The following is a 13,274-nucleotide window of genomic DNA, read 5'->3' as shown; positions in this document are numbered from 1 at the left end:
GCTTCACATAGCGTTGAGCCTTGGAACCGGCACTTCTTTTTTACGTCTTTTCCGATGTAATTAGTCGGGATTATGCCATTTGATCTGGAAGTTCGAACGGTTGGGCGAGGTCGAGCTGCGACCAATTCAACGCTTCTCCCGTCTGAGCCAACCTCAAGCGGTCCAAGTAGTTGCTCCTCGGGATCTCCTTCGCGCCGAGGCTGGCGAGGTGATCAGTCAGAAACTGCACGTCGAACAACTCGAGTCCGACCTGCGCCAGGCTCGATACGCACACCACTAGACCCACTTTGGAGGCGTTCGTGGAGCGGTGGAACATGCTCTCCGCCGCGAAGGCTCGACCGATGGCTACTCCGTACAGGCCACCGACGAGGCGCCCCGCCTCCCAGACCTCGAAGCTGTGGGCGTGGCCCATTTGGAATAGCTCTTCGTACGCTTCGATCATCTCCGGGAGGATCCAGGTGCCTTCGCTGCGTTCGTCGGCGCACGCGTGAATAACCTCGGAGAATGCCCGATCAGTCGTGACTTCGAAGACCCCTCGACGCAGGACGCGTCGCAAGCTCCGAGACACGTGGACGTCTGACGGGTCGAGCACCGTGCGTGGGTCTGGGCTCCACCACAAGGGCGGTACTCCGCCGTTGTACCAGGGAAAGATCCCGCGCTCGTAGGCGGCCATGAGGCGCCATGGTGAGAGGTCCCCTCCAACCGCCACCAGACCCTCATCGTCTGCGAGACGCGGGTCGGGGAACGCCTCGCGGCGACCGGGGTGTAGGAGTTTCGGCGGGCTCGGACGGTGCACGTTGGGAGCATAGCAGCGAGGAGCGCCGTTCACTGGTAGCAGCCCACGCTGCGTCTGACCCCCACTCCACTCAGGGCTTCAGGTGACGCTTGGCGCCCACAAATCGCAAGAACACGCCCCGGAGGGCGACCTCCCGAGACCGCGACGGGTGTTGTGCTAGGGTCCGCCGACCTCTCGCCCCCCTCGAGCCATGCGCTTCCTTTCTCTCTCCGTTCGCTTCGTACACATCTCCTTCGTGTGTAGCCTGGCCTTCCTGGGTTACTGGCTGAGAAGAATTCCACGGGGATTTATCTCGAAGCAAGAACGGGATCGCCTGCGAGGGGACGTGCTAGCCAAGCTGCTGGAACGCCTGGGCGCGACCTTCATCAAGTTCGGCCAGATCCTCAGCACGCGGCCAGACCTCCTGAACGAGGAGTACACCGGGGCGCTCGCCAAGCTTCAGGACGCGGTAAAGCCTGCGCCCTACGCCCAAATCAGCGCGGTGCTCGACCGCGAGCTAGGCGACCAGCGGGGCCGCATCGTCGAGATCAATAGCGAGTGCGTCGCCGCCGCATCCGTGGCGCAGGTCCACAAGGGTGTCCTCGATACCGGCGAAGCCGTAGCCGTCAAGGTGCAACGCCCGGATGCCCCTAGCCAGATCGAACGCGACTTGGCCATCATGGCCATCGGGGCGCGCATCTTGGATAAGATCCCCACGCTTCACCTGTTGAGCCTGCCTGGCTCCGTGGAGCGCTTCGCCGAGTCGCTGCGGGGCCAGCTCGATTTCCGCAAGGAAGCTGAGAACAATCGGCGCTTCGCGGTGAACTTTGCCGACGTCGACGGCATCGACGTGCCACGGCTGTTTGACGAGCTGTGCACGGAGCGCGTCATCGTCATGGAGTTCATTGATGGCGTAAAGGCCACGGAGCCCGAGAAGGTCGGCGGCGACCGTAAACGACTGGCTCGTCTCGGCGGTGAATGCATCCTGAAGATGACCTTCACCGACGGCTTCGTGCACGCGGACCTGCATCCCGGGAACATCATCCTCACGCGCGACAGCCGGGTGGTGCTGATCGACCTCGGGATGGTGACGGAGATCCCGGGTGATCTGCTGCGCCCTTGGGTCGAGACGTTCGTGGCGCTCAGTCAGCAAGACGGTGCGCGCGCCGCCAGAGTCTTCTACGGCTACGCGCCCAGCGTGGGCTGCGACGACTACGCCGCATTCGAAGCCGAAGTGAAGGGCTACCTGAGCAACCTGTACGGGAAGACTCTCGGCGAGGTCGAGGTCTCCCAGGCGGTGAGCGGAATGATGAACGTGCTGCGCAAGCATCGCGTTCAGATCGACCCCAGCTTCACCGTGGTCAATCTCGCGATGTTGGTCGCTGAGGGCCTGGGAAAGCAGCTCGATCCAGAGATTGACCTGGTGCCGCTGGCGATGCCTTACCTCTCCAACGCCATGCTCACGGCTCCCCCTGGTCGCGCCCCGAATCGCGTGATCCCTGGGGCAGACCCAGAGCCCCAGGCTGCCTAGGCTACCTCGCCGCTCCACTGACTCGGGAGACCGCCTAACGCCGGTGACGTTGCCGCGTGGATACGTTTCGGGCCGGACTTTCGGCTCGGGTGTCCTCCAAAGGCTCGGCTAGGCGCTCCTGAACTCGCACTCGCGTGTGGTCGCTGACCCTCACGCGCTCGCGCCCGCCGGTGCTCTTTCGCTTGAGCCCACCGCTCATGTAGTACCAGACAACGCCGGCAATCATCAGGCTCATGAGCGGCAACATCAAGCTGAACTGCGAGGAACTACTGAACCAGAACCCGGCACCGAAGATCACCAGGATGAACGGCGGAGCGAATGGACGCGCGCTGGGCGCGGGCCGCGAGTCATCGACACTGGGCGATCCAGCTTGCCAGTAGTCCGCGTGCGGAGGCGGAGGGGCCGCTCGCAGCGCGGCTTTCAGATCCCGAGTGCGAACGTCAGGATCTGGGGTCAACATCCCGCTCAGCAGCGCAACCAACTCCGAGTCTGCCCCAGCGCCGAGCGCGCTTTCCACGTCGATGCCGAGGCCACGATGTGGCTGCTGGTCAGGTGCGACGCCGGTGAGCAGCGTGAGCGCCGTTGCACCAAGACCATAGACGTCGCTGACTGCCAGCGCGCGACCTTGAAACTGTTCCGGCGCCATGTAGCCGAACGTGCCGACCACGGTGCTGCCATCCGCTTTCAGATGGTCCCGCACGGAACCAAAATCAACGAGCGCGTACGACCCATCGGGGCGGCGCACGATGTTGCTCGGCTTGATGTCGCGATGGATGACCGGGGGGGCACGCTGACTGAGGTACCCGAGAACATCGGCCATCTGCGTGAGCAAAGTGCGCACCTCAGCCGTGCCCAGGAGCTTGCCCTGGCGTCGCAGCTCGGCGAGCGACTCTCCCTCGACCAGGGTCATCACGAGGTACAGCGCGCCATCTTCTTCGAAGTGATCGAGGTGACGCGGGAGTGCTGGATGATCGAGCTGAGCAAGCACGCGCGCCTCGCGCTCGGCGAGCTCGACGTCCTTCCAGCTGCTCGCACCACGCACGCTGAAGCGCTTGATCGCGACGAGTGTGCCGTCTCGCTTATCAATAGCTTGAAGGGTCTGGCCTTGGGCGCCTTCGCCGATCAGTTGGGTGACCGCGTAACGACCTCTGCCCAAGCTGTCGCCCGCCTTCGGCGTGGGGGCGGGGGAGGTCACGCCTTACCTTGCCCGAAGGTCTCCGCGCCGTCTGCGAGGTATGCCGCTTCCTCCGCGGTGCTCTCGCGTCCTAGAATCGCATTTCTATGGGGAAAACGGCCAAACTTCACGATGAGATCGCGATGCATGTGGGCGAACTTGAGGTTGTTCTCGAAGGTCTTCTTGAGCTCGCCTTCTGCTGTCTCCACCAGCTTGCCGAAGACGCGCAGCGCTTCGTCTTGTGCCGTGAGGTCTTCGCTGTGCATCAGTGGCATGTAGAGGAACGGTCGCTCCACGCGTCGGAGTGCCTCGTCTTGCTTCGAAGAAATTGCCGTGCGGCAATGGCCGAGCGCCAGATGGTCGCTCGCGAAGGCCTGGGCGGTGCCTCGGTAGATGTTGCGCGTGAACTGATCCAGCAGGATGATCACCGCCAGACGACCTCGCGCTTCAGCGGTCAAGTGCTCTAGCTCCCCGCGGGCCGCGGCTTCGACATCAGCGCCAAAGCGCGACCTGATCTCAGCGTCTAGCTCAGGCTTGGACGCGAACCACAGGCTGCCTTGCTTCTGGATGACCGCGAGGTCGTCCTGTTCGGTGCCGAACCAGAACTCTAAGATCGCGTCCACGTTCGCCATCCTGGCAAGGCTAACGCTCGTGGCGCTGAGTGGCTACCCGCGGCTCTTCACGTCGTCCGATGTTCCGAGCTTGCCGTCGCGACCAGGAGAAAACACTGTGACTTCATCAGCGTCGCAGCTGACACGGAAGCGCGAGCCCCACGGATCCTCGACTTCGTCGTCGAGGACCTTGGCCTGCTGGAGCTGCGTGAGCGATGGACAGCCGCTGTGATCGGAACGCCAGTCCCGGGCAGCATCTCGAATCTTGCCAGCCGTCTTGACCGCTTGACCCGCGTCGTCCTTCGCCGCGGCATCGCTGCTGAACAGCCAGTAGCCTCCGCCCAGGGCGAGCGCTGCTCCCAGCAGAGCAACCGCTTCGAAGCGGGACAGTGAGCGACGGCGGGTTGGGTTGGAGCGTGTCATCGAGGTTGAAGTTGAAGGCTGGCTGATGCGCGTTCGTTAACGGAGGAAGTGGGGAGCGCCTTACGTTCACTTTTCTTGCGTCGCCACGTTGTCTGGAAACGGGCGCGCGTTGGATATTCGAGCCGCGCAGGGACTTGGATCACGGCTTGGCGGTCGTGATCCCACGCGATTGGAGGCTTGGCTTTCTCCACGTGCAGGTCGCTTGGCAGGTTTCCGGCACGTAACGCTTGGCTTGGTTTGGTTGTTTCGATTCTGCGCTTGGGTTTGGGATGGGAGCCCTGCGCGGCTCTGAGAGTGACAGGAGCAAGACGTATGCCGACACCATGGACACTGCCGTGGAAGCGCGGTTCACAGCCTTTCTGCTGCAGGTTTAGCTTCTGGGGGTGAGGCACGGCGTTGCGTGAGCCAGGTGTCCGATCGAGGACAAACTGACTCGCCCAGCGCTAGGGGAAGAAGAAGCGCTGCCAGATTGTCAGCCAAGCACGCTGCGCGCCCTCGCGACGCCAAAGCTGCCGATTGGCAGAGTGCCGGGGTGGCAAACGGGGGCTGACCGACTATCAAAACCATTGGGATGGCTATTCGCTCCTCGCAGTCCAACGTCGGTGCACCTCCCGAGACGTCTCTGGCGGCCAACCGCTTGAAGGTCGCGCTGATGGCGCCCATCGAAGCATTTCTGCACGTGCAGGCGGCGAGCGGGTTGCTGCTGTTGGCGATGGCGGTGATCGCGTTGGTGTGGGCGAACTCTCCCTGGCACGAGAGCTACGCTCACTTGTGGCACTTCGAGCTCGGAGTGGAAGCGGGCAACCTGAACTTCAAGCGCCCGCTCCACTTCTGGATCAACGACGGGCTGATGACGATCTTCTTCTTCGTCGTCGGCTTGGAGATCAAGCGCGAGATCTTGGACGGTGAGCTCAGCGAGCTGAAGCGTGCGGCGTTGCCGATCGCGGCGGCGCTTGGGGGCATGCTGGTGCCCGCTGGGATCTACATGGCGCTCAACCCAGGTGGAGAGCCGCACTCCGGTTGGGGCATCCCCATGGCCACGGACATCGCCTTTGCCGTGGGGATCCTTTCTTTGTTGGGCTCCAGAGTGCCAGCTGCGCTTCGCATCTTGCTCCTGGCGTTGGCGATCATCGATGACATTGGCGCGATCATCGTGATCGCCATCTTCTACTCCAAGGGGATCCAGATTGACGGCCTGGTGTTAGTTGGCCTCGGCTTCACTCTGGTGTTCATGATGCAGCGCTTTGGCGTGCGTCTCGCCACCATGTACATCCCCGGTGGCGTGCTGATTTGGGCTGGGATGTTGCGCTTTGGTGTTCACCCGACCATCGCAGGGGTGCTGCTCGGCCTCGCCACGCCCCACGTGTCCTGGTTTGGCAAGGAAGGGTTCCTCAAAGAGGCGAACAAGGCCCTGGGTGACTTCAACCAGAAGCTCGAGGACCCCGAAGCGGACGATCATTCTTTGTTCGAGCCGCTCGATAGGTTGGCGACGGCCCGTCGTGAAGCGTTCAGCCCTCTGCAGCGGCTCGAGTCGAATCTCCACGGCTACGTCGCCTACTTCATCATGCCAGTGTTCGCCTTGGCGAACGCGGGCGTGAACCTTCAGGGCATCGATCTCGACATGGAGCACGCTGGTAGCGTTGGCTTCGGAGTCGCGCTCGGCCTGACGTTGGGCAAGCCAATCGGCATCACTCTGGCCGCGTTCCTGGCGGTGAAGGTTGGAGTTGCAGCGCTTCCGCGCGGAGTCAATTGGAGGGGGGTGTTCGTCGTCGGTTGCGTCGGTGGGATCGGCTTCACGATGGCGATCTTCATCGCGGAGCTGGCGTTCGCTGGCAGTCCGTTTCTTGGTGTCTCCAAGCTGGCAGTGCTGATCGGCTCAGGGCTCATCGCAGTGATTGGCTTGGCGCTGGGCAAGCTCATGCTATCCGACAAGCTGCCGGAGGAAATCGCCCGCATCTCCGTGGCCCGGGCGGAGTCCTCTACTGAGTACTGACCAGGGCGGTGGGCAGCAGGTGAAGCGTCAGCTATAAGCGCCGCATGAGCTCACACCCGACGAACTTCCAAGGCGACGTCACCCTGGCCATCAAGGAGTCCATCGAGTCTGGCATCGAGGGGGCAACGGCGCAGGTGACGGGCAGCGGTGGTCACTTCAGCATCGAGGTGGTCGCGGCCATATTCGAAGGCAAGTCGATGCTCGAGAGTCAGCGCATGGTCTACAAGACCATCGCTCACCTGATGGCTGGCGATCTCGCACCAGTGCACGCGGTGGATACGCTCAAGACGCGCGCCGGCTGACGTCAAGGAGCGTAGAAGTGTCGCCGCGTGCGCTCACGTAGCAGCACCCACAGGCCGTAACCACCCAGGGGCAAGCAGCACAGGCACGCGAGTGCATACGCGGCAACAGCAACGGCGTGGGCCCAGCGTCGACGCTTGCGAAACCCCAAGTTCGCGATCAAGCCGCAGAGGCCGGGTGGCGAATAGAACACGTCCACCAAGAGCGCCATCAAGAGCCCTTGCAGCGTGGGATCCATGCCACGACCGAACGGTGGTTGGTCATGGGCGATCGAAACGTAGGCCGGCACGCTGATCAGCACGAGCATCACCCACGCCCCAAACATCATCCACATGCCCACGCGCATCAGCGTGAAGTGGACGTCCTTCGGCAGATCGACGGCGGAAGGTGGACCCGTAGTGAGCTCCGCCTTCGGTGGCGCAAACGGGTCGATCGGGGGTTCGTCGACTGGTGCTTCGTCTACGGGCTGCACAAGTTCAACTCAGAGCGAGACCAGCTCACCGCGCTCATCGTAGCACTGGACGTGCACCCCCAGGTCAAGCAGCGGCCGCTTCTCGCGATCTGCGGTGGCGCGATCCGGGAAGATGACGGTCACCTGGCGCACTGGCTCTCCGCTGGCCAGCTGCTTGTCGTCAATCAGGCGCTTGAGCATCAAGATCTCCCAGGGGCGAACGTGCTCACGTTTCCCCGCGGTACATGAATAGATCGCTTCGGCGTCGTCTGGTGCGTAGCCCACTGCTTCCAGGGTGGGTGACCCCTCCTGGACAATCTCGAGCTCTTCGGGGCGAGGCGAGTACATGAGATCGTAGCGAGTGAAGCCAGGCTTGGCGATGCGCGCCATGGCGAACTGACCCTCGATCACCGCCTCCAGCATTTCGACGTTGGTCTCGCCGTGCATGGCCCGAGACAGCAGATGGCAGTCGTTGATGGTGCGCTTTTCCCAACCCCCCGCAGCGATCATGGCTTCAGCGCTCTCGAAGTAGTAGTTCAGTGCGTCATCGTCCGCTGCCACCACGTACGCCTTGTGCCCCACCAGCGGAAGGTATGGCAAGCAGCCGACGCCGCCTACGTTTGGGAAGATCGCAGCGGTTCCGACCACGACTGTCTCGTTGGCTTCGAGGAGACGGGTGAGGATTTCCTCGAGAGCGCGCACCCAGCGCCAGGTCCGCTCAGTCCCGACGTCAGAGACGTCGACCTGCAGCACGACGCACTCCTCCCGAGGCGCGACGTAGCAGGTATAGATCCCGGGGCACTCCCACTCCACGGAGCGCCCGAGCGCACCGGCCTGGGCTAGAGCGAGCGGTGTGCCCTCGGTGGACGGCGTCGGCTTTACCGACATCGGCGTTCGGTACTGGGTTGGGATTGGCCAAGGCGGATGTGCGAGAGCGTCCATCACCGCCACGGTGACCTCGTTCACGTCGCCGATGTGGAACGAGGCGTTCAGGAACACGGAATCGGCGTGCTGGGTCATGCGTCCGTTTCGCAGACGCTAGCACGAGACTGACGCTGGGTGTCCGCTCGCGTTCTAGCGCCCGCTAGCCCACGTTCACTTGCCGAGGCAGGTGTCGATTTCGGTCTGGCAGGCGCTGGTGCTTCCGCTGTTGGCGAACACACAGCCGAGGGCGTTGGAGAACATGACGGAGTCTTCCTCTTTCACGTCTGCCACGCAGTCAGTGACCCCCTCGAGACCCTTGCTGGCTGAGGTCTGCAAGCAGAGCAGACTCTCCGCGCAGGTCTTGGTGCCGTTACCGATCCACTTGGCGCCGATCTGCTGGGTGTCGATGCCGTTATCGAGGTCGTAGGAGCAGAAGCTCGCGCCCGGGGTCGCCGGGTAATACGCGCCGATGAACATGCACATTTCGTCCGTGGTGCGCGGGCCTTGCCAGGCGGTCCGCTCCTCGGGGTTGTCGTAGTGGCAGCGATAGTCGATCTGGCTTCCGCCTTGGATGGCCAGTCCGCTGTCCCAGGTCTTGACCGGCACATTCTCCCAACGGTCGTTCTGGTAGAGAGGCTGTGCCTCCTTGCCCTCCTGGAGAATTTCCGCGGAGTAATCAACGCCGCGCGCGTGCATATGACTTTGCGCGTTGAGCAGCGTGATATCGTTCGGGACCGCGCAGCGCATGCGTGCCTGGGACTTGGCCATCCCGTTCGCGCGAATGAAGATGTTGTAATAGAACAGGATCCCGCCTTCGTGCTCCACCTGGGAGTCGGGGATCGTCTCGAGGTTGATCTTGACCAGAGGCTCGATCGGCTTTTGCGTGGTGTTGATGTAGTGGGCGTTGATCATCAACACGGTATTCGGTTCGACGCGCATCGCGACGTTGTCGGGGAACTCGGAGAACGTCCCGCCCTCGGCGTTCTGGGAGCCGCCGATCACATCCAGCACGTCCCAGCCGTTGGTCGCACCGTCCGAGCAATCGAAGACATCGCTGGTGTCCACCTGCGTGCCATCCTGTTTCTGCGTCGGGATGGATGTGTACTGCGTGCGGTAGAGCAGCACATGGTGGCTGCCTGAGGTGAAGCGCGTTTCCGTACGGTTGACGTTCAGGCCGCTAGCCGGCATCTGGATGAACTTGCAGTGCTCCACTTCTTCGCCTGGCTCGATCTCGGTGCGCATCTCGAGCTGGATGCCTTGGCCCTCCGGGGGAGGCGCCAACAGCTCGCCCGAGCCAGTGGACTCCGAACCGGAGTCCGAGCAGCCGAGCAGCAACGCGCCCGCGCCGAGTAGGCAGGCGAGCTGGAAGCGAGAGCGATTGGAGAATGCGGGGCGAACGGCGCTTGGGAGCGCATGGGGACGGAGCGAGCGTGTCATCGGGTCTCCTCGAGCAGGGGACGTAAAGGGTACTGAGTGCCACGGATGCCCGCAACGTTGAGAGCAGACGTTTCCGGCTGGATAGGACGTTCCAGACAGGTGTTTGGCGCGTTGGGCAGGTGTTGAGCGACGTCCTGCCAAGCGACGCGGCTCTTCCGTGTGTAGGTCAACGGCCCACCTCGCATCTCGGGCTGCAAAGCGATCAGCTGAGGTGAGTGGGCCCAAGGAAAGCCGCGCGCAGCGTACTAAGGTGGATGGCGCACGTGGCTCGCATCTCTCGTCCTCCCGGTTTCGATATGGCCTATCGCCCAAGCGAGGCGGTGTATGGCCCTCCGCTGCTGATCTGGGTGCCGTCACTCAGCTACCTGGGGATCGCCCTGGTGGTGAGCGCCATGGTGTTGATCGCAGAGCGCAGCACGCCTGGGAGCTGGCTGTACGAGTACTTCATCCGGGGTGATGACTACCGCCTGATCTCCTCGCGTGGGCTGGCGTTGCTGCTGACAGCGAGCGCTGTCGCCGCATTGCTTCGCACCAGCATGCGCGGCGTGCGTATCCGCGGGGATGGGCTCGAGTGCCGTGAGATCTCCGGGTTGCTCTGGCCGCGGGTGCGCCGGATCAAGTGGGCACAGATCGACCTGATTCGTCTCGACGGCGTGGGCGCCATCGCCCTCGATCTGTGGGACGGGAGCCGTGCAGAGCTACCTACCGTGCGAGACCGTTTGGCGCTCGAGGCAGAGCTCGAGCGACTCGCCGCGGCGCGCGCGATTCCGATCCGAGGCGGCAAAGGCTTGTACGATTTGCCCGAAGAGGATGAGTACGACGACGACGCGCAGTGACGCGGCGTCCCCGCCTGTCGCCCTGCCGCTCAGGTGCCGCCGCTCAGATGCCGTCGGTGGGCTGAGCGGTGATCTTCACCTTGCCCTCGATGCGCTTCGAGACGATCACCTTGTTGTCCTTGGTGACGATCACGGCGCCAACGCCGTCGGTGTCTTCAACCAGCTTCAGGCCCTTCTCCGGACCGAGGATGAACACCGCATCGTCGATCGCGTCAGCCAACAACGCCGACGGCGCCCAGATGGTGACGCTGCGGCTCGCGGTGGCGGGATAGCCGGTGCGCGGATCGATGATGTGGTGATAGCGCTTGCCGCCATGCACGTAGGCGCGCGCGTAGTCCCCGGCCGTGGAGAAGGCGTGGTCCGTCAGCTCGATCACTGCGAAGAAGCTGCCGTCTTTGCCGCGCGGATCTTGAATGCCACTCACCCAGGGCGAGCCATCGGGCTTCCTCCCGGCGCCGTAGAGGTCGCCACCCGCTTGCACTAGGAAGCTGCTGAGCCCAGCCTTGCGCATCGCGGCCGCCATCTTGTCGACGATGTAGCCCTTCGCGATGCCGCCCAACCCAAGCTTCGAGTCTTTCGGAACCTTGACCTGAGGAGGGTCATCTTGAGTTTCCACGCGGGTATAATTCACGCGGGGGAGTAGGCGTTTGATCTCTGCGGCGCTTGGTGGCTTTGGATCCGCCTCACGCGCATCTCCGAACTTCCACAAGCCCCCGAGGGAGTTCCAGGTGATATCGAAGGTGCCCTCGCTGACTTTGCCAGCCCACAAGCCCTTCTCCACCACTTCGAGAGTTTCTGGCGAAACCTTCACGAACTCACCGGCTGCTGCGTTCACATGGCCCACGTCGCTATCCGCGGTCCAGTCACTCAAGAGCTTCGCGAGGCGGTCCACTTCGCTCATCGCCGCCTGCATGGCCTGCTTCACCTCGGGCTCCGCCAAGCGTGGCGTGGTGAAGCTGACCAAATGGAGCTTGGTTCCCATGGCATCGGCCTGCAGATCGACGCGCTTTGGCTCGAACGTCTGGCTCGCTGAGGGGGCCGCCGTCGTGCCCGAGTGAGCCGGGCCGCTCGACCTGGCGTCGGTGCCTGTTGGCTCCTGGGGAGCATCGTCACAGGCCACGAGCAAGAGCCCGAAACAGAGAGAAAAAGCTCGAGTATTCATGGGGTTGCTGCAACTGAGACGTAGCACGGGAGCGCCCGCCTGTATGGGAAGTCGCGTTTCGCCGTCCAATGAACGCTCCTGAGCCTTGCGGGCACAGTGAAGTGATCCGTGCGTAGCGAACGCATCTTTGGTAGCGACTCTCCCTGGGTATGAACAGTCGAATCAATTCTCGCATGGTCGGCGCCGCGGTCGGCGCGCTGTTCCTTGGCGCGCTCTTCGTGAGTGGCTGCAGCAAGAAGGACAAGCCGCAGCCTGAGACCACTCAGACTGCGCCCAGCCTCAGCCTGGCGTCTCTGGATCTGGCGAAGCTCGAAGCGAACGCAAAAGCCGCTGGATACGCCGACTCCTCGAAGGACGATGAGTCCATCGACGCGGGCACCATCTACTCGCTGAAGTATCAGGTGGATGGCAAGGACGTCTTCGTCAACCTGTACGACTTCAGCCAGTGGAAGAAGGCGGCAGCAAAGCCGTCGCTCACGCTGGATGGTTCGCGCATCCTCTATGTCTCCGCGATGAACGACTCCGGCTCGAGCTCTGCAGAGCTTGCGGAGAAGATCAAGGCCAAGGGCCTGGCGACGCTGAAGCGCCCCGATCTCGAAGGCGTCATCAAGGGCGCTGGCTGGAAGGTTGACGAAGGGGCCGAGGACGAGGACGAGTCGATCAACGTCAAGAGCTTCGAAGTCGAGGCTGTCCGCGGCGACGACGCGAAGGGCGATGACGCGGACGCCACGGTCATCCTCTATGACTTCTCCAAGCCGATTGGCGAGGGGCGCGCCGTGGTGAAGGATGACCGGGCGGTGGTGGTCGGCTGCAAAGAGGACCCGGCGCTGGCGCAAAAGGTGCTGCAGAAGCTCGCTGGCGGCTGATATCGTCGGAGCATGTGGCTCCGCGATTTCGGATTGGCTCCTCTGCTCGCGCTCCTGCTCGTCGGTTGTGGCGGCGGGCAACCTCCTGCTGTGCCGCAGGGAAATGACACGGCGGCTTCAGGGGCTGGTGAAGCAGCAGAACCCGTTGGCGCGGAGTCTGACCAGAGCACCTCACCCCCAAGCGAGGCTGAGGGAGGCGATGACGACGCCGATGAGGATGATGAAGGCGTCGAGATCCCTGACGACGAGAAGCCCCTCGAGGCCGGAGACGATGCCGCGCGGAATAAAGTCTACAAGATGGTCCCCGGAGGCGTCGACGTGAGCATCGATGGCCTGATGTTCCACATCAAGGCAGAGGCGAAGCGACAGGGCGCGGGTTGGGGCGTGGTGGTCAAGGTCAAAGCGGAGAGTGAAGGGGACGCCACGCGCTACTTGATGGCTCCGAATGCGGGCCCGTTGGCCTTTGCGACGAAGGTCACCCAGAGCGAAAAGGTCGTCACCGAGATCGGCGACACGCGCGAGGGCGAAGGATCGAAGACAGTTGGGCCCGACAGCCCATTGGACTTCGAGCGCACGTGGCCACCCAAGGGCACGAAGCCGCTCGTCGGCGGCCAGGAGCTCGAGCTGCAAGTCGGCCTGTGGGGGCTCGGTCGCGAAATAGGCAAGACGCGGCCAGTGAAGGGCTTCGTGGTGGTGAAGGTCGTCGCACCCAAGGGCCGCCCCGCGAAGGCCTACGTCAATCCACCCAGCTGACGCTCCAAGATCGTTTGGGGGTGAGGAGCAGTGCTTGC

General features: G+C 63.2%; 14 protein-coding genes. 6 read left to right on the top strand and 8 right to left on the bottom strand.

Annotation, left to right across the window (positions count from 1 at the left end; genetic code table 11):
- Positions 1-70: 70 nt before the first annotated feature.
- Positions 71-796, bottom strand: a complete 726-nt coding sequence (locus H6718_31700; protein MCB9590022.1) for a leucyl/phenylalanyl-tRNA--protein transferase — start codon at positions 794-796, stop codon at positions 71-73.
- A gap of 190 nt (positions 797-986) precedes the next feature.
- Here H6718_31700 and H6718_31695 point away from each other — a divergent pair, with 190 nt between their 5' ends.
- Positions 987-2,306, top strand: a complete 1,320-nt coding sequence (locus H6718_31695) for an AarF/ABC1/UbiB kinase family protein (protein MCB9590021.1) — start codon at positions 987-989, stop codon at positions 2,304-2,306.
- Between the two features lie 34 nt (positions 2,307-2,340).
- On the opposite strand, the gene H6718_31690 is transcribed toward H6718_31695, so the two are convergent.
- The 3 genes from H6718_31690 to H6718_31680 are packed head-to-tail and all read right to left on the bottom strand — an operon-like array spanning position 2,341 to position 4,514.
- Positions 2,341-3,501, bottom strand: a complete 1,161-nt coding sequence (locus tag H6718_31690) for a serine/threonine protein kinase (protein ID MCB9590020.1) — start codon at positions 3,499-3,501, stop codon at positions 2,341-2,343.
- The gene (locus tag H6718_31685) at positions 3,498-4,112 is read right to left on the bottom strand and encodes a DUF924 domain-containing protein (GenBank protein MCB9590019.1); all 615 of its coding nucleotides are present in this window, start codon (positions 4,110-4,112) and stop codon (positions 3,498-3,500) included. Before H6718_31685 ends, H6718_31690 begins: the two co-directional genes overlap by 4 nt.
- 33 nt (positions 4,113-4,145) lie before the next feature.
- On the bottom strand, positions 4,146-4,514 hold the full coding sequence (locus H6718_31680; GenBank protein ID MCB9590018.1) for a hypothetical protein: 369 nt from the start codon (positions 4,512-4,514) through the stop codon (positions 4,146-4,148).
- A gap of 571 nt (positions 4,515-5,085) precedes the next feature.
- On the opposite strand from H6718_31680, the gene nhaA reads away from it, so the two are divergent.
- Entirely contained in the window at positions 5,086-6,507 is a 1,422-nt protein-coding gene (nhaA, locus tag H6718_31675) for a Na+/H+ antiporter NhaA (protein ID MCB9590017.1), read from the top strand.
- 44 nt (positions 6,508-6,551) lie between these two features.
- Positions 6,552-6,809 (top strand): BolA/IbaG family iron-sulfur metabolism protein, encoded by a 258-nt coding sequence (locus H6718_31670; GenBank protein ID MCB9590016.1) that lies wholly within the window; start codon positions 6,552-6,554, stop codon positions 6,807-6,809.
- Between the two features lie 2 nt (positions 6,810-6,811).
- Here H6718_31670 and H6718_31665 read toward each other — a convergent pair whose 3' ends face one another.
- The 3 genes from H6718_31665 to H6718_31655 form a co-directional block, all read right to left on the bottom strand.
- Positions 6,812-7,279: a hypothetical protein gene (locus tag H6718_31665; GenBank protein MCB9590015.1), complete on the bottom strand. Its 468-nt coding sequence runs from the start codon at positions 7,277-7,279 to the stop codon at positions 6,812-6,814.
- Positions 7,280-7,288: 9 nt separating this feature from the next.
- Positions 7,289-8,278 (bottom strand): hypothetical protein, encoded by a 990-nt coding sequence (locus H6718_31660; protein MCB9590014.1) that lies wholly within the window; start codon positions 8,276-8,278, stop codon positions 7,289-7,291.
- 75 nt (positions 8,279-8,353) lie between these two features.
- Positions 8,354-9,619: a hypothetical protein gene (locus tag H6718_31655; GenBank protein ID MCB9590013.1), complete on the bottom strand. Its 1,266-nt coding sequence runs from the start codon at positions 9,617-9,619 to the stop codon at positions 8,354-8,356.
- A 263-nt stretch (positions 9,620-9,882) separates the two neighbouring features.
- On the opposite strand from H6718_31655, the gene H6718_31650 reads away from it, so the two are divergent.
- Entirely contained in the window at positions 9,883-10,455 is a 573-nt protein-coding gene (locus H6718_31650; protein ID MCB9590012.1) for a hypothetical protein, read from the top strand.
- A gap of 43 nt (positions 10,456-10,498) precedes the next feature.
- On the opposite strand, the gene H6718_31645 is transcribed toward H6718_31650, so the two are convergent.
- The gene (locus H6718_31645) at positions 10,499-11,617 is read right to left on the bottom strand and encodes an FAD:protein FMN transferase (protein ID MCB9590011.1); all 1,119 of its coding nucleotides are present in this window, start codon (positions 11,615-11,617) and stop codon (positions 10,499-10,501) included.
- A 149-nt stretch (positions 11,618-11,766) separates the two neighbouring features.
- Here H6718_31645 and H6718_31640 point away from each other — a divergent pair, with 149 nt between their 5' ends.
- Together H6718_31640 and H6718_31635 are read left to right on the top strand one after the other, a co-directional pair.
- On the top strand, positions 11,767-12,483 hold the full coding sequence (locus H6718_31640; GenBank protein ID MCB9590010.1) for a hypothetical protein: 717 nt from the start codon (positions 11,767-11,769) through the stop codon (positions 12,481-12,483).
- A 12-nt stretch (positions 12,484-12,495) separates the two neighbouring features.
- Positions 12,496-13,236, top strand: a complete 741-nt coding sequence (locus H6718_31635; protein MCB9590009.1) for a hypothetical protein — start codon at positions 12,496-12,498, stop codon at positions 13,234-13,236.
- The last annotated feature ends 38 nt before the right edge of the window (positions 13,237-13,274 follow it).

It is taken from the genome of Polyangiaceae bacterium, assembly GCA_020633205.1.
In the GTDB taxonomy this organism is placed as follows: domain Bacteria; phylum Myxococcota_A; class Polyangia; order Polyangiales; family Polyangiaceae; genus JAHBVY01.
This window is presented reverse-complemented; position numbering and strand designations above follow the sequence as displayed.

Excerpts from the sequence above, each read along its gene's own strand:
- H6718_31695 (MCB9590021.1), top strand. The coding sequence starts at position 987 with ATGCGCTTCCTTTCTCTCTCCGTTCGCTTCGTACACATCTCCTTCGTG.
- H6718_31685 (MCB9590019.1), bottom strand. The coding sequence starts at position 4,112 with ATGGCGAACGTGGACGCGATCTTAGAGTTCTGGTTCGGCACCGAACAG.
- H6718_31680 (MCB9590018.1), bottom strand. The coding sequence starts at position 4,514 with ATGACACGCTCCAACCCAACCCGCCGTCGCTCACTGTCCCGCTTCGAA.
- nhaA (MCB9590017.1), top strand. The coding sequence starts at position 5,086 with ATGGCTATTCGCTCCTCGCAGTCCAACGTCGGTGCACCTCCCGAGACG.
- H6718_31670 (MCB9590016.1), top strand. The coding sequence starts at position 6,552 with ATGAGCTCACACCCGACGAACTTCCAAGGCGACGTCACCCTGGCCATC.
- H6718_31660 (MCB9590014.1), bottom strand. The coding sequence starts at position 8,278 with ATGACCCAGCACGCCGATTCCGTGTTCCTGAACGCCTCGTTCCACATC.
- H6718_31655 (MCB9590013.1), bottom strand. The coding sequence starts at position 9,619 with ATGACACGCTCGCTCCGTCCCCATGCGCTCCCAAGCGCCGTTCGCCCC.
- H6718_31645 (MCB9590011.1), bottom strand. The coding sequence starts at position 11,617 with ATGAATACTCGAGCTTTTTCTCTCTGTTTCGGGCTCTTGCTCGTGGCC.
- H6718_31640 (MCB9590010.1), top strand. The coding sequence starts at position 11,767 with ATGAACAGTCGAATCAATTCTCGCATGGTCGGCGCCGCGGTCGGCGCG.
- H6718_31635 (MCB9590009.1), top strand. The coding sequence starts at position 12,496 with ATGTGGCTCCGCGATTTCGGATTGGCTCCTCTGCTCGCGCTCCTGCTC.